Annotated in this window: 15 protein-coding genes and 1 pseudogene; 3 read left to right on the top strand and 13 right to left on the bottom strand. The window is 65.6% G+C overall.

What is annotated here, in order from left to right:
• Nucleotides 1-99: 99 nt before the first annotated feature.
• Genes EJP67_RS11240 through glpD form a run of 6 tightly spaced genes read right to left on the bottom strand, consistent with a single transcriptional unit; the run spans nucleotide 100 to nucleotide 5,963 of the window.
• Nucleotides 100-408, bottom strand: a complete 309-nt coding sequence (locus EJP67_RS11240; protein WP_126021794.1) for a DUF2160 domain-containing protein — start codon at nucleotides 406-408, stop codon at nucleotides 100-102.
• A gap of 12 nt (nucleotides 409-420) precedes the next feature.
• Nucleotides 421-1,233, bottom strand: a complete 813-nt coding sequence (locus EJP67_RS11235) for a carbohydrate ABC transporter permease (RefSeq protein ID WP_093203041.1) — start codon at nucleotides 1,231-1,233, stop codon at nucleotides 421-423.
• Entirely contained in the window at nucleotides 1,230-2,120 is an 891-nt protein-coding gene (locus tag EJP67_RS11230; RefSeq protein WP_126021793.1) for a carbohydrate ABC transporter permease, read from the bottom strand. Before EJP67_RS11230 ends, EJP67_RS11235 begins: the two co-directional genes overlap by 4 nt.
• Nucleotides 2,117-3,187: an ABC transporter ATP-binding protein gene (locus EJP67_RS11225; protein WP_126021792.1), complete on the bottom strand. Its 1,071-nt coding sequence runs from the start codon at nucleotides 3,185-3,187 to the stop codon at nucleotides 2,117-2,119. The genes EJP67_RS11230 and EJP67_RS11225 overlap by 4 nt, the downstream gene beginning before the upstream one ends.
• A gap of 2 nt (nucleotides 3,188-3,189) precedes the next feature.
• Nucleotides 3,190-4,263, bottom strand: a complete 1,074-nt coding sequence (locus tag EJP67_RS11220) for an ABC transporter ATP-binding protein (RefSeq protein WP_126021791.1) — start codon at nucleotides 4,261-4,263, stop codon at nucleotides 3,190-3,192.
• A gap of 35 nt (nucleotides 4,264-4,298) precedes the next feature.
• A complete protein-coding gene (glpD, locus tag EJP67_RS11215; RefSeq protein ID WP_126021790.1) occupies nucleotides 4,299-5,963 on the bottom strand; it encodes a glycerol-3-phosphate dehydrogenase in 1,665 nt (554 codons plus the stop codon).
• A gap of 122 nt (nucleotides 5,964-6,085) precedes the next feature.
• Between glpD and EJP67_RS11210 the strand changes: the two genes are divergently transcribed.
• Together EJP67_RS11210 and glpK are read left to right on the top strand one after the other, a co-directional pair.
• Complete coding sequence (locus EJP67_RS11210) at nucleotides 6,086-6,856, top strand: DeoR/GlpR family DNA-binding transcription regulator (RefSeq protein ID WP_126021789.1); 771 nt, start codon at nucleotides 6,086-6,088, stop codon at nucleotides 6,854-6,856.
• Between the two features lie 25 nt (nucleotides 6,857-6,881).
• Complete coding sequence (glpK, locus tag EJP67_RS11205; RefSeq protein ID WP_126021788.1) at nucleotides 6,882-8,381, top strand: glycerol kinase GlpK; 1,500 nt, start codon at nucleotides 6,882-6,884, stop codon at nucleotides 8,379-8,381.
• Nucleotides 8,382-8,396: 15 nt separating this feature from the next.
• Here glpK and EJP67_RS11200 read toward each other — a convergent pair whose 3' ends face one another.
• On the bottom strand, nucleotides 8,397-8,858 hold the full coding sequence (locus EJP67_RS11200; protein WP_126021787.1) for an SH3 domain-containing protein: 462 nt from the start codon (nucleotides 8,856-8,858) through the stop codon (nucleotides 8,397-8,399).
• Between the two features lie 199 nt (nucleotides 8,859-9,057).
• Between EJP67_RS11200 and EJP67_RS11195 the strand changes: the two genes are divergently transcribed.
• Entirely contained in the window at nucleotides 9,058-10,701 is a 1,644-nt protein-coding gene (locus EJP67_RS11195; protein ID WP_165909615.1) for a phosphoethanolamine transferase, read from the top strand.
• A 7-nt stretch (nucleotides 10,702-10,708) separates the two neighbouring features.
• Here the strand turns inward: EJP67_RS11195 and EJP67_RS34200 are convergent.
• The 6 genes and pseudogenes from EJP67_RS34200 to EJP67_RS11170 all read right to left on the bottom strand — a co-directional run.
• Nucleotides 10,709-10,810 (bottom strand): annotated as a pseudogene (locus EJP67_RS34200) (peptide transporter); the annotation flags it as partial.
• Between the two features lie 85 nt (nucleotides 10,811-10,895).
• The gene (locus EJP67_RS11190; protein WP_126021786.1) at nucleotides 10,896-11,486 is read right to left on the bottom strand and encodes a hypothetical protein; all 591 of its coding nucleotides are present in this window, start codon (nucleotides 11,484-11,486) and stop codon (nucleotides 10,896-10,898) included.
• A 59-nt stretch (nucleotides 11,487-11,545) separates the two neighbouring features.
• Nucleotides 11,546-11,989: a hypothetical protein gene (locus tag EJP67_RS11185; RefSeq protein ID WP_126021785.1), complete on the bottom strand. Its 444-nt coding sequence runs from the start codon at nucleotides 11,987-11,989 to the stop codon at nucleotides 11,546-11,548.
• Nucleotides 11,986-12,588, bottom strand: coding sequence for a hypothetical protein (locus tag EJP67_RS11180; protein WP_126021784.1), 603 nt, complete (start codon nucleotides 12,586-12,588; stop codon nucleotides 11,986-11,988). The genes EJP67_RS11185 and EJP67_RS11180 overlap by 4 nt, the downstream gene beginning before the upstream one ends.
• A 23-nt stretch (nucleotides 12,589-12,611) precedes the next feature.
• Nucleotides 12,612-14,342: a ShlB/FhaC/HecB family hemolysin secretion/activation protein gene (locus EJP67_RS11175; RefSeq protein ID WP_126021783.1), complete on the bottom strand. Its 1,731-nt coding sequence runs from the start codon at nucleotides 14,340-14,342 to the stop codon at nucleotides 12,612-12,614.
• 11 nt (nucleotides 14,343-14,353) lie between these two features.
• Entirely contained in the window at nucleotides 14,354-14,962 is a 609-nt protein-coding gene (locus EJP67_RS11170) for a hypothetical protein (RefSeq protein ID WP_126021782.1), read from the bottom strand.
• Between the last annotated feature and the right edge of the window lie 36 nt (nucleotides 14,963-14,998).

Raw genomic sequence — 14,998 nt, 5'->3', positions numbered from 1 at the left:
CTCCTCGGTTGTTGCTTCCCCGGTGTTGTGTCCGATCACGGCTCCGGGGAGGCGGAGAGCCGGAACGCTTCTGGAAGAAGGAAAAAATGCGGTGCCCGTTCAGCCCTTGCGCATGACCAGCGCGAGCAGGCCCATCGACAGCACGAAGCTGATCCATACCGAGGGCTCGGCCTCAAGGCTGAACCATTCCTGGAACTTGCCCGCCAGGCCGACGAAGACCAGGTTGACGTAGGCCGCCGACAGCAGCCCGATGAAGAGCCTGTCGCCGCGCGTGGTGGCCATAGGCAGCCAGCCGCGCCGCAGCGTGGTGGGCGACTTCAATTCCCAGATCGTCATGCCGACCAGCATCAACGCGATGCAGACGAAGAACACGGCCACCGGAGTGGTCCAGACCATCCAATCGAACATTTCCGTGCCTCCTCAAACACGACCCATCGCGAAACCCTTCGCGATGTAGTGACGCACGAACCAGATCACGATGGCACCCGGCACGATGGTGAGCACGCCGGCCGCGGCCAGCGTCGCCCAGTCCATGCCCGACGCGCTCACGGTGCGCGTCATGGTCGCCACGATGGGCTTGGCATTCACGCTGGTGAGCGTGCGCGCCAGCAGCAGCTCGACCCAGCTGAACATGAAGCAGAAGAACGCCGCCACGCCCACGCCGGCCTTGATGAGCGGCAGGAAGATCGTGAGGAAGAAGCGCGGAAACGAGTAGCCGTCGATGTACGCCGTCTCGTCGATCTCGCGCGGAATGCCGCTCATGAAGCCTTCGAGAATCCACACCGCCAGCGGCACGTTGAACAGCAGGTGCGCGAGCGCCACGCCCAGGTGCGTGTCCATCAGACCGACCGTGCTGTAGAGCTGGAAGAACGGCAGCAGGAACACCGCGGGCGGCGTCATGCGGTTGGTCAGCAGCCAGAAGAACACGTGCTTGTCGCCCAGGAACGAATAGCGCGAGAAGGCATAGGCCGCCGGCAGCGCCACGGTGAGCGAGATCACCGTGTTGATCGCCACGTAGATCAGGCTGTTGATGTAGCCCGAATACCACGACTCGTCGGTGAAGATGCGCGCGTAGTTCGACCAGGTGAGTTGCTGCGGGAAGAACGAGAAGCTCGAAAGAATCTCCTCGTTCGTCTTGAAGCTCATGTTGATCATCCAGTAGATGGGCAACAGCGCGAACAGGATGTACAGCACCAGGAAGATGCTGCGCTTGTGAAATCTCTTCTCGTTCATTTCTCCACCTCCGCTTCCTGCGTGCCGACCCGCTGCATCCAGTTGTAGAGCACGAAGCAGAACAGCAGGATGATCAGGAAATAGATCAGCGAGAACGCCGCCGCCGGCCCCAGGTCGAACTGGCCCACGGCCTTCTGCGTGAGGTACTGGCTCAGGAATGTGGTGGCGTTGCCCGGCCCGCCGCCCGTCAGCACGAAGGGCTCGGTGTAGATCATGAAGCTGTCCATGAAGCGCAGCAGCACCGCGATCATGAGCACGCCGCGCATCTTGGGCAGCTGGATGTAGCGGAACACCGCGAACTTGCTCGCGCCGTCGATGCGCGCGGCCTGGTAGTAGGCGTCGGGAATGGAGCGCAGGCCCGCATAGCACAGCAGCGCCACCAGCGGCGTCCAGTGCCACACGTCCATCACCAGCACGGTGAGCCACGCGTCGGCGGCGCTGCCGGTGTAGTTGTAGTCGATGCCCAGCTTCTGCAGCGCATGGCCCAGCAGGCCGATGTCGGCGCGACCGTAGATCTGCCAGATGGTGCCCACCACGTTCCACGGGATCAGCAGCGACAGCGCCACCACCACCAGCACGGCGGACGACTTCCAGCCCTTGGCCGGCATCGACAGCGCCAGGCCGATGCCCAGCGGAATCTCCACCAGCAGCACCGACAGCGAGAAGCCCAGCTGGCGCCACAGCGCCTGGTGCAGCTCGTCGTCGCGCATCACCGCGGCGAACCATTCGGTGCCCACGAACACGCGGCGCTCGGGCGAGATGATGTCCTGCACCGAGTAGTTGACCACCGTCATGAGCGGCACGATGGCCGAGAAGGCCACGCAGACCAGCACCGGCAGCACGAGCCACCAGGCCTTCTGGTTGATCGGTTTGTTGGCTGCGTTCATGCCACCAGTTCCTCATCCTTGTAATAGCAGGTGTGGGTATCGAGCACCCTCACCCACACCGTGTCCCCCACCGCCGGCGAGCGGTCGTCCGAATGCAGGCGCACCTTCAGCAGGCTGCCTCCGGCCTCCACCGTCAGCATCACGTGCGTGCCCACGTCCTGCACCTGCTTCACAACCGCCGGCACGGCGCCGGCAGCGCCCGCGTTCGACAGGCGCAGGTACTCGGGGCGGATGCCGATCTTCAGCGGCCCCTGCGGCAGTTCGCGCGTGGGCACCAGCGGCGTTCCGGCCACTTCGATGGTGCCGTTGCCGCTTTGCGCCGACAGGAAGTTCATGCCCGGCGAACCGATGAAATGCCCGACGAAGGTGTGGGCCGGCCGTTCGAAGAGCGCGTCGGCGCTGCCCACCTGCACGGCCTTGCCGCGGGTCATGACCACCACCTCTTCCGCGAAGGTGAGCGCCTCGACCTGGTCGTGCGTCACGTAGATCAGCGTGAGCTTCAGCTCGCGGTGGATCTGCTTGAGCTTGCGGCGCAGCTGCCACTTCAGGTGCGGGTCGATCACGGTGAGCGGCTCGTCGAAGAGCACCGCCGACACGTCGCTGCGCACCAGTCCGCGGCCGAGCGAGATCTTCTGCTTGGCGTCAGCCGCAAGGCCGGCGGCGCGCTGGTTGAGCTGGCCGCTCATGTCGAGCATCTCGGCGATCTCGCCGACGCGCTTCTTGATCTGGTCGGCCGGCATCTTGCGGTTGCGCAAGGGGAACGCGAGGTTCTCGGCCACGGTCATGGTGTCGTAGATCACCGGGAACTGGAACACCTGCGCGATGTTGCGCTCCTGCGGCGTCGCGCGCGTCACGTCGCGGCCGTCGAAGGTCACGGTGCCCTGCGAAGGCACCAGCAGGCCCGAGATGATGTTGAGCATGGTCGTCTTGCCGCAGCCCGAGGGGCCGAGCAAGGCGTAGGCGCCACCGTCGCGGAAGCTCATCTTCAGCGGAAGCAGCGCGTAGTCGCTGTCCTGCGTGGGGTTGGGGCGGTAGGCGTGAGCCAGGTCGAGGTCGATGCGTGCCATGACTAGTCTCCCTTGCGCCATGCGGGCGCCAGTGCCAGCTTTTCGCCGGCATCGAACACATAGGCCTGTGACGCGCTGAAATACAGCGTGAGCGAGGCACCCAGCTCGAAGCGGTGCACGCCGGTGAGCTGCGCCACCAGTTCGCCGACCGCGGTTTCCACGTGCACGAAGGTGTCGGAGCCCGAGATCTCGGCCAGCTCCACCTTTCCCGGCAGGGCGATGTCGCCCTCCCCCGCGTCGACGTTCAGTGCGCTCGCACGCAGGCCCACGGTGACGGGGCCCGAGACGCTCTCGGGCAAGGCCAGCGAAAGCGCAGGCCCGCCAGCCATCTGCACGCGGCCGGCGCTGGCCGTGCCTGCCAGCAGGTTCATCGGCGGGTCGCTGAAGGCGCGCGCCACGCGCAGCGACTGCGGCGCATGGAACACCTCGGCCGTGGGGCCGTACTGCAGCAGTTCGCCGGCATCCATCACGGCGGTGTAGCCACCCAGCAGCAGGGCTTCGCCGGGCTCGGTGGTCGCGTAGATCACGGTCGAGTCGCCGGTGGCGAAGAGCTGCGTGAGCTCCTCGCGCAGGCCTTCGCGCAGCTTGTAGTCGAGGTTGACCAGCGGCTCGTCGAGCAGCATCAGCGGCGCGTTCTTGGCGAGCGCGCGCGCCAGCGCCACGCGCTGCTGCTGGCCGCCCGAGAGTTCCTGTGGATAGCGGTCGAGGAACATGCCGATGTGCAGCTTGTCGGCCAGCGCCTTCACCCGCGCGTCGATGTTCGATTCGCCGCGCAGCTTCAGCGGCGAGGCGATGTTGTCCGCCACCTTGAGCGACGGGTAGTTGATGAACTGCTGGTAGACCATCGCGACGTTGCGCTCGCGCACCGGCATGCCGGTCACGTCCTTGCCGTCGACCAGCACCTTGCCGGTGGTGGGCGTATCGAGCCCCGCCATCAGCCTCATCAGGCTGGTCTTGCCGGCCTGCGTGGCGCCCAGGAGCACGGTGACCGCGCCGCTCTTGGGCGCGATGCTCTGCTCGTAGAGCCATGTCTGCGCTCCCACCTTCTTGGTGACGCGCTCGAGTGTCAATTGCATTGGCGCTCTTCCTCTTCTCTTCCCTTGTGTCCGGCCTAGTTGCTGCCGGCGCGGGCTTGTTGCGGCTGTTGCCGCAGCCAGCGCGCGACCTGTTCGCGCTGCTCGGGCGTGTAGTGCAGCCCCAGCTTGGAGCGGCGCCAGAGCACGTCTTCGGCACTCACGGCCCATTCGTTGTCCTGCAGGAAGCGCAGCTCGCGCTCGTGCAGGCCGGGTGCGACTTCGCAGCCCAGGTCAGCCATGGCCTTGGCATCGCCCAGCAGATCGGCGATGCGCGCGCCGTAGGCACGCGCGAGGCGGCGGGCCAGGTGGCTGCCGAGCCACGGATGACGGGCCTGCACGGCTTCGACGAAGCGCTCGAAGTCGTCGTCGGGCCGCCTGGCGGCGCCGATCCAGGACGACAGGTCGCCGCCCGCGAGGAAGGCGCCGTCGGTCCAGGCCGGGCGCTGCTGGGCGGACTGGCCCAGCATCCGGCCGACCTCGTCGGCGGCGTCCTCGGCCAGCTTGCGGAAGGTGGTGATCTTGCCGCCCCACACCGACAGCAGCGGCGCGGCCGTGGTGTTCGACTCCAGCATGTAGTCGCGCGTGACGGCCGATGGGTCGCCCGAGTCGTCGTCCAGCAGCGGGCGCACGCCCGAGTAGGTCCACACCACGTCCGAAGGCGCGATGGGCTTCTCGAAGTAGCGGCTGGCCTGGGTGCAGAGGTATTCGACCTCCTCCTGCGCGATGCGCGCGGCGCCGGGGTCGTCGCCGGTGAGCTCGATGTCGGTGGTGCCGATCAGCGTGAACTCGTCCTGGTAGGGAATGGCGAAGATGATCCGCTTGTCGGGGTTCTGGAAGATGTAGGCGTGGTCGTGCTCGAAGAGGCGCGGCACCACGATGTGGCTGCCCTTCACGAGGCGCAGGCTCTTGGTGGCGAGCGCCTCGCCCTTGGCCGACTGGGCCACGCCGCGCAGGAAGGATTCGGCCCACGGCCCCGCGGCGTTGACCACCGCGCGGGCACGCAGCGTGCGCTTGGCGCCGTCGGTGCCCAGCAGGGTGGCGGTCCAGCCGCCGGCGTCGCGCTGGGCATTCACGCAGCGGGTGCGGGTCAGGATCTCGGCGCCACGCGCCTTGGCGTCGAGGGCGTTGAGCACCACGAGGCGCGCATCGTCGACCCAGCCGTCGGAATAGATGAAGCCGCGCTTGTACTGCGCCTTCAGCGGCTTGCCGGCCGCGTGCGCGCGGAGGTCGACGCTGCGCGAACCCGGCAGCACCTCGCGGCGGGCGAGGTGGTCGTACATGAACAGGCCGATGCGGATCATCCACGCCGGTCGCATCGACGGGTCGTGCGGCATCACGAAGCGCAGCGGCCACATGATGTGCGGCGCGCTCTTGAGCAGCACCTCCCGCTCCTGCAGCGCCTTGCGCACCAGCGAGAACTCGTAGTACTCGAGGTAGCGCAGGCCGCCGTGGATCAGCTTGGTGGAGGAAGACGAGGTGTGCGAGGCGAGATCGTCCTTTTCGCACAGCACCACGCGCCAGCCGCGGCCCGCGAGGTCGCGCGCGATGCCGCAGCCGTTGATGCCGCCGCCGACGATCAGCACGTCGCAGTCGGTGGCCGGCGCGGGCGAAGCGGAAGGAATAGCGCTCACAGAAGATGGGTCCGTTGAAGCGTGACTTTCGTCACTGACGGCGGCCATTGTATTTTCGAGTTTTTTCATTTGGATTCCTTTTGGCGCGATTTTCCTCCGAGTTTTCCCTTAGTTGGATTCGTTTTTGTTCGCTTTAAAGTGACGCGCCGAGTACTCTTGGCCTCAGTCTTCCCGCATTCCACGACGCCTCCGTGAACTCCAATCCCCGTCAGATCAACCTCCTGGACACCGTGCGCGCGCGCGGTTCCGTCACCGTCGAGCAACTGGCCGACATGCTCGGCGTGACCCTGCAGACCGTGCGGCGCGACGTGCAGCGGCTGGCCGACGAGGGGCTTCTCACCCGGTTCCACGGCGGCGTGCGCGTGCCCAGTTCGACCACGGAGAACATCGGTTACCAGCAGCGCGAAACGCTGCACGCCGAAGGCAAGGCGCGCATCGCCCGCCGCGTGGCGCAGCTGGTGCCCAACGACTGTTCGCTGATCCTGAACATCGGCACCACCACCGAGGCCATCGCCAAGGCGCTGCTGCGCCACACGGGCCTGCGCGTGATCACCAACAACCTGAACGTGGCCACCATCCTCAGCGGCAACGCCTCGTGCGAGGTGATCGTGGCGGGCGGCTCGGTGCGCCCGCGCGACCGCGCCATCGTGGGCGAGGCCACCATCGATTTCATCCGCCAGTTCAAGGTCGACATCGCGCTCATCGGCGTGTCGAGCATCGAGGCCGACGGCTCGCTGCGCGACTTCGACCTGCGAGAGGTGAAGGTGGCACAGACCATCATCGCGCAGGCGCGCGAGGTATGGCTGGCCGCCGACGCGAGCAAGTTCAACCGACCCGCGATGATCCAGCTGGGCACGCTCTCGCAGATCGACCGGCTCTTCACCGACGCCGAGCCGCCCGCGCCCTTCAGCGATCTGCTGAACGCCGCCCAGGTGCGCCTGGAGATCGCACGCGAGAGCTGAAGACGAACAGAAGGAACAAGAACGAATGACGACCACCTACCTGCTCGCCCTGGACCAGGGCACTTCCAGCTCGCGCAGCATCGTTTTCGACCGCGAGGGCCACATCGTCGCCATCGCGCAGAAGGAGCTGACGCAGATCTACCCGCAGCCGGGCTGGGTCGAGCACGACCCGATGGAAATCTGGCGCAGCCAGCTCGCCACCGCGCGCGAAGTTCTCGTCAAGGCCAAGCTCAAGCCCACCGACATCCACGCCATCGGCATCACCAACCAGCGCGAGACCACCGTGCTGTGGAACCGCGCCACGGGCCAACCGGTGCACCACGCCATCGTCTGGCAGGACCGGCGCGCCGAACCGCTGTGCGCGCAGTTGCGCGACGAAGGCATGACCGACACCATCCGCGAGAAGACAGGCCTGGTGATCGACGCGTATTTCTCCGGCACCAAGCTGCGCTGGCTGCTCGACAACGTGCCCGGCGCGCGCGAGCAGGCCGCGCGCGGCGAGCTCGCCTTCGGCACCGTCGACAGCTGGCTCATGTGGCAGCTCACCGGTGGCAAGGTGCACGTGACCGACGTGAGCAACGCCTCGCGCACCATGCTCTTCAATGTGCACCGCAACGAATGGGACGCCGACCTGCTGAAGGCGCTCGACATTCCCGCCTCGCTGATGCCCAAGGTGCAGCCCTCCAGCTCGCACTTCGCGGACACCGACGCCGCGCTGCTGGGCCACACGCTGCCCATCGGCGGCGTGGCCGGCGACCAGCAAAGCGCCCTCTTCGGCCAGGCCTGCTTCGAAGCCGGCATGGCCAAGAACACCTATGGCACCGGCTGCTTCCTGCTGATGCACACGGGCGGCGAGTTCCAGCCTTCGCACAACGGGCTGCTGGTGACCAGCGCCGCGCAGACCGATGCGAAGCCGCAGTACGCCATGGAAGGCAGCGTGTTCGTCGGCGGCGCCGTTGTGCAGTGGCTGCGCGACGGCCTCAAGGCCATCAAGGGCAGCGCCGAGGTGCAGTCGCTCGCCGAGAGCGTGCCCGACGCGGGCGGCGTGATGATGGTGCCGGCCTTCACCGGCCTCGGCGCCCCCTACTGGGACGCCGACGCGCGCGGCACGATCACCGGCCTCACGCGCGGAACCACCGTGGCGCACATCGCGCGCGCCGCGCTGGAGAGCATCGCCTACCAGAGTGCCGCGCTGCTGCAGGCCATGAGCCGCGACGCGGTGGCCGCCGGCGGCAAGCCCGTGGCCGAGCTGCGCGTGGACGGCGGCGCCAGCGTGAACGACCTGCTGATGCAGTTCCAGGCCGACCTGCTGGGCATTCCAGTGGTGCGGCCCGAGGTCATCGAGACCACCGCGCTGGGCGCCGCGTACCTTGCTGGCCTTTCGACCGGCGTCTACACCGACGCGCGGCAGCTGTCGAAGCTGTGGAAGATCGAACGGCGCTTCATGCCGACCATGGGCCGCGCACAGGCCGAGGAATCGATGGCGCGCTGGGAGCGCGCCGTGCGCCAGGCCACGGCGACCTGATCCGCGGCCTGCGGCCTACCAGCCCCAGACGAGGCGCCGCTGCACCCAGCCGGTGGCGCCGCCTTCGTGCCGCACCTTGAGCCAGTCGCCGCGCCGCTCGATGGTGCGCAGCACGTCGCCATAGCCCGCCCTCTTCACCACCGGGCTGCGCACGCCGGGCGCGCGGCGGAGGTTGGCCGATTGGGCCTTCACCACATGGTGCGGCGTCTTGTTGGTCATCGGGCGGAAGACCCAGGCCTTGTCACCCTCGAAGTCGCTCACCCTGAGCCAGTCGCCCTTCCTGCCGATCACGCGGAACGGATAGCCCCTGGTCACCGTCCAGTGCGACTCGTAGCGCTGGCCAGGGCCGGTGCGCATGTTCAGCGTCTTGACGGCGGCACTGACCATCTGGGTCTGCGCGGCGGTCGCGGAAGGCAGTGCCACCCACGAAAGAGCAAAAGCAAGCAGGAGCGCGGAGAGCCGGCTGAATCTGAGCATGGAGCGGAGGTTCCTTTCTGTATGCAGAACAGTGAAAAGCCCGTCTGGGCACCAGAGGCCCGATAAGTTCCGCGGGGATATCCCTGAGTGCACCTTCCGGCCAAAGGGCCTCGCCGGCATCGGGGCACTGGAGGCTGCCGCGCAAGCCCAGGGGCAGAATGCGCCCGCCCTTCCCGACTCGCCTCGCCGCGCCGCCTGCTTGACCACCCTGCCCCAACAAGCTTCTCCGTCGCGCAACGCGCTGCTCGCCTGCGGCGTGGTCGGCGCGACATTGCTTGCCCTCATCGCACTCGGCCATGACGGCCGCCGCATCGCGCAGCTCGCCGTGCTCGCATTGCCGATGGTGCTGTGGCTCGCGTGGCCGCTGCGCAGTGCACGCATACGGCGCGTTCGCACGCTGCTGGTGTGGCTCTGGGCGATGGGCTTCGCGATCGACGGTGCGGTGCGCGCCTATCTGCTCGACACCTACCAGGCCGCGCCAGACGGCGCGATGGTGCTGGGCGCCGCGGCCAACACCAATGCACGCGAAGGCACCGAATACCTGTGGATGCACTGGCGCTCCGCCGCCGTGTGGGGCGCGGTGCTGGTCGTGGCGGGTGTGCTCGTGGGCATGTTCGCGCGGCGCGGCGCCGTCGCGAGCACGACTGTCTCAGCCCGGCCTTCGCGATGGATGGTGGCGCTGATCGCGCTGCTGCTTTTGCTCTCGTGCGTGGCCTACGCCAGCAAGCCTTGGCGCAGGCTGCATCCGGCGATCTTCTGGACGCAGTGGATCGACTCCCTCCACACGCTGCGCTCCGCATGGGCCGGCCAGCAGAAGCAGCGCGACCGCCTGATGGCGCAGGCCAAGGCCATCGCGCCCGTCATCGCGCAGTCCGGCCCCTCCACCGTGGTGCTGGTCATCACCGACAGCATCAACCGCGACAACATGGCCCTCTACGGCTACGGCCGCCCCACCACGCCGCGCCTGCTCGCGCACAAGGCGCAGACCGGCGACCAGATGGCGGTGCTGAAGAACGCGTGGTCGGTGGACGCCAGCACCCTGCCAGCGCTGCGCAACATGTTCCACTTCGGCCTGCCCGAGGCCGAGAGCCCGCCGCACGTGCTCGCACTCGCGCGCGCCGCCGGCTACAAGGTCTGGTGGATCAGCAACCACGACGACCTCGCCATCGAACAGCAGCACGCTCGCCTTGCCGACGTCGTCGATATGGTCAACCGCACCCCCGGCCGCGCGAGCGCCTCGCTCGACGGCGAGATCCTCGACTGCGTGCAGGAAGCCCTGGCCGACACAAGTACCGACCGCAAGCTCATCGTCGTGCACCTGATGGGCGCGCACCCGCACTACAGCCTGCGCTTTCCCGCCAACGCCAATCCCTTCAACGACAACGTCGATGCGGTGGAGAGCGGTTTGGTGAAGGACGGCCGCTCGGCCTGGGTGCGGCGCTTCCGGCAGGAATACGACGCAGCGCTGCTGTATCACGATTTCGTGGTGTCGGAGTTGCTGCAGCAGACGCGCGCCCCGGGCAAGCAGGGCGAATACCGCGCGTGGATGTATCTGTCGGACCACGGGCAGGAGGTGGGGCATGTGAGCGACCGTGCGGGACACAGTCCATCGACTGCTTCGGGCTACCGCATTCCGGCCGTCGTGTGGCGCAATAGTCAGTCGCCGGTGTTGTCGGCGGAGGCTGCGCAGCAGCCCTTTCGGGCTGATTGGGCGGGGTGGAGCTTGATGAATCTGCTTGGGGTCCGGTGGGACGGGCAGAGGGCTGAGCGAGATGTGCTGGGGGGAAGCTACCAATGGCAGGCGCCGGTGATCCCCGTCGCGGTGGAGTCGTTTTCCCGATAGCTGGTCGGAAGCTTGCTTTGAGATTGAATCTCAGCGTGACCTTCGCGATGCGATAGCCCTCCGGCTTGCTGATCGGCGCGCCGACGAAGAAGTCGTAGCTCAGCTTGCTTCACTGGCCGCACGCACTTATGTTCTCGGACACGGCCGTAGGTCTCCAAAGAACCGGCCAGTCGTGTTGAGCGAATAGGAGCCAGTCAGAACCGAGGAACTGCCGGGGGATACTTTCTACGCACCTCCTCAGGCGTGATGAATCTGGTGCACAGGGGGGATACAAGGTCTGCAGATCGCCCCTGCAGCGGCACCGGGATCTGCGATCCGTCAGCGTTCTCCTTCGTCATGAACACACCGCATTTCTCTGCCGAGACTTCTTTGCCAAAGAAGGTGTCGCCCTTGGGATCGATGAAGCGGTTGCCTGACAAGCGATACCTCGCGCCGTTCTCCGGTTGAAACGCAAAAAGGATTCGACAAAACTTGCCAACTGACGCCGACGCGTATTCCATGATGGCCTCCTGATCCGCGCGCAGGAAATGCACCGCTGACGAATCGGCGCGCGACGGCACCGTGCCTAGAAGCGATGGCCCGTCTGCCAGTTCCTGGGAGCGAGTCATACACCCTTTCTCGTCGAGCAAGAGAATGCGAACGCGATCCCTTGTTTCGATCCTGAGCTCAGCGTGAGGCTCGTCTTCAGCCGGGGTGCGGTAGCCCGCCAATTGGCATCCACTCAGCAACACCGCAGCGGCGAGAAGCGGGATGGAGAACCAATGTGCTCTCAGTTTGACTTTCATTCTTGATCTGCGGAAAGAGATTCGGCCACCGTTGACGGAAGCGAGAGTGGTTCCGCGTCCTACTCGGACTGCTCTGATGTGCCGCCTGGCGGTGTTTTTCCTTCCATGGCAGATTTCAAGAATTCAATGGAGATAGGGCTGAAACGGGACCACCATGCGTTCACCTCGGTGCCGCCCGATGGCAGCTTGGTGATCTCATAGTGGGCGATGCGCGTTGTATATCCTTGCAGCATCGTCACGGTGCCTCGACCTCCGGCACGATCAAGCTCCGATGTTTCTCGCATATCAAGACTTGCAGCGCCGGTATGCATTTTGTTGACCGTTTCGGATGCTCTACGGGCTTGACGCCCGACGTCGCGGTACACCAACACGAAATCGCGATCCGTCTTGAGAGTCACGCGGTGCTCGGCGCGCGCCTTGAGCTCGTCGACACTTCTGTACAACGGCATTGCGGTGCACCCGACAAGCACGACGGCCAGCAGCAGAAGGAAGAACCGCTTCATTCCGTACTCCCCAAGGGGGCCACGGCGAGCGCCGCTGAATCGATCAGGTAGTGCTCCTTCTCATCGATGGAGAACCGCGTGTCCGCACGGTAAGCCGATATCAGCACGAATCTTTTTCCTTTTTCGTTTGTTTTTTCAGTGATCACGTAGTTCGCCCCGGCTTTGAACTCAATGTTCTTGAGCAAAGTCTGCTCTCCCGTGAGCTTCCCACCAGAAACCATAACGTTGTGCCGTCCCGGTGGGATCTTGAGTCTGAGAAGGGCAACCTGCGGGCTATAGAGGCCAACGCTCGCGCCTCCAAACTGTCTGATGCCAGTAGCAATGCCATCAACGCGAGAAGGAACGTAGGCGGCCCACGCCGTATCCATGTAGTGGCTATACGGGTAGCCGCTCAGCGTGGCGAACGGCTCTCCAGGCTTGACCAACTGATTTTGGTAGTTGGAGCGAACCGTTTCGACGGGAACCCGAGCTGCAGGAGAGGCGCAACCCCAAAGTGCTGCGGCCAAAGGCAAGGCTGTCAGCGCCCTCATGACGCGGCCATTGAATGTCGTAGATGGCCTTGCTATCGGTCGGCGGACGCCATCGATGAGATTGTTCACTCGGTTCTTCCTCGTTTTTCTGATCAGAAACTTGCATTGAGATTGAAGCCCAGCGTGACCTTCGCGGTCCGATAGCCCTCCGGCTTGCTGATCGGCGCGCCGACGAAGAAGTCGTAGCTCAGCTTGCTCCACTGGCCGCGAACACCGATGACGGCGCCGGCAAGGCTGCGGCCGAGCAGATCGACCGTCGAGCGGCCACCCACATGGCCATAGTCGGCACCGACGTACAGTTCCGCTCCGCTCTGCCCCGCGGCCCACCCGATGTCGTTGCGGATGAGCCAGCCGCGCTCGCCCATCAGGCTCGTCTCGCCGTCGAAACCGCGCACCGTGTAGCGGCCGCCGATGGCGAAGCGGTCTTGCGGCGTCAGCGGCGTGCGGTTCCATTGGGCGCGGATCAGGCCGGAGTAGCGCAGCTTCTGCTCGCCGAGCTTGAACGGCGCGTTGAGGCTGATGTCGGCGGTGTAGAGCTTCAGTCGCGAGGTTCCTTCGCCGAACTCCTCTTCCGGCGCGGTGCGCGAACCGAAGCCGCCGGTGCCGCGCTTGTAGGCCAGCGTGCCTTCGAGCGTCGCCTCGCCGATGTACTCCTTGTGATTGAGGCTGAGCTCCCAGCCGCCAACCACGCGGTGCTGCACCTCGACCTCAGTATCGTCCACGAAGTTGCGCGACTCGCGGCGCCAGCCCTTGATCGCAATGCTCGTCTTGCGGCTCTGGTCGCGGTAGACGAGACGCGAGAGCTTGACCTCGGCGTTGTTGGTCTTGCCGGCGTAGACGTAGTCCTGGTTCAGGCCGGCCACGCTCTGGTGGTACTGGCTGTTGGAGGCAGTGAGGCCCAGCAGCCAGTAGCCATACGGCAGCGAGTAATGAACGGTCTGGCCTTCGGTGCCCTTGGCCGGATCGCCGAAGAGGTGGTTATTGATGTTGTGGTTGGCGCTGACGTAGAACAGGTCGTTCAGGCCGAAGGGGTTATCCAGGGACAGTGTGGCGCCGGCCTGGTAGCGGCCGGTGGCTTCGGTGCCGCTGTCGTCCAGGCTCAGGGTGGCGCGCCACTTCTTGGATTGGACGTACTTGACGACCAGATCGCTGTCACCGGGCTTGGCATTGGGGGCGGTCGAAGGTTCGATCTGGATGTCGGCTTCCACGGTTGGGGCACGCTTCAGATTCTCCAGGCCTTGCTCGATGTCGCGCAGGTTCAGGAGATCGCCTGGGCGCGCGGGAATGGCCGTGGCCAGCAAGGCAGAACTGCCGAGCAGCGTAGACGAAGAATCGGGCGTCGTCCGAATGGCTGCGATGCGACCAGGCACCAGGGAGAGTGTCAGCATGCCAGTGGACAGATCCTGCGGGGCAGCAAGGACTCGGGTGGTGACGAAGCCGCGAGCGATGACGGCCTGCTGCGCGCGTGCGAGGACCACGTTGACGCCAGCCGTGCCGAGGCACCGGCCGGTAGGTGAATCAGTGCCATTAGGCCCCGACAGATCGGCGACGGCCCATTGGAAGGACTCGGATTGCTCGCCGACCAACAGCACGCGATCAATACGGAAGCATGGCGACTCGGAGTCGGGAATGCGCTGCATGGGCGGCGGCGGAGCCGCCTGTGGGCGTTGGTCGACGGTGCGCTCATTCTGCTCGCGCAGCGCGCGCTCGCGTTCTTGCTGGCGTTGCTGCTCGACGAAGGGTTGCGGCGTTGTTGGAGATTGCTGGGCAGCCGCAAATAGCGGCACTGCGACGGCCGAAACCGCCAGTACATAGCACTTCATTTCGAGGACGTTCAGCGCGAAGGCGCAGGACAGCCTGCGACGTTCCGTACTTCAACCGGCTGGGGTACGTCGGGGTTGGTCGCATCCATGACCGCGAGACGGCAAGACATCTTTTCGCCCCAAACAAATTCCACCGTATAGGCATGGCTCTCCGCGGGGGTGAAGCTCACGGTCACCGGGCCACAACTGCCAGCGCGGTAGGCCACGTTCGCTCCACCTGTGCTCCAGTTGCCGATGCCCCGGACATGGATGGTTTGCCCGGATGTGGCCTCGTGAACCAGATAAGGGCTTGCGCGCGTTCCGGCGCGCAAAGCGCTCGCGATCCAAGGATAGACCACCCCGCTGCCCGTATAGGCTGCTGCACCCAGATGCTGGAAGCCTTGGCACGGCGACTCAGCAGTGCTGACGGCGAACTGAGCATTGGCCGAAGTCCCGGAGGTACGCATAACCAACTTGGATGTACCAGGCTCGATGTCCTTCAATTCGTTGTAACCGGTGTTGGCGCGCGCGTCTGCCGCTGCAGCTTCCGGGTTGATTTGCGAATAAGTGCAGCCGGCGACTGCAATCACGACCACACCCAGCGCTAAAGCGGCGCAGCGCCCTCCTCTTGACGTTTTCATTCTGCCCCTGGAATATCAAAATCCAATTCGTACTTC

This window comes from Variovorax guangxiensis (assembly GCF_003952165.1).
Classification (GTDB): domain Bacteria; phylum Pseudomonadota; class Gammaproteobacteria; order Burkholderiales; family Burkholderiaceae_C; genus Variovorax; species Variovorax guangxiensis.
The sequence above is the reverse complement of the archived record's forward strand: the minus strand, read 5'-3'. Positions and strand labels throughout refer to the sequence as shown.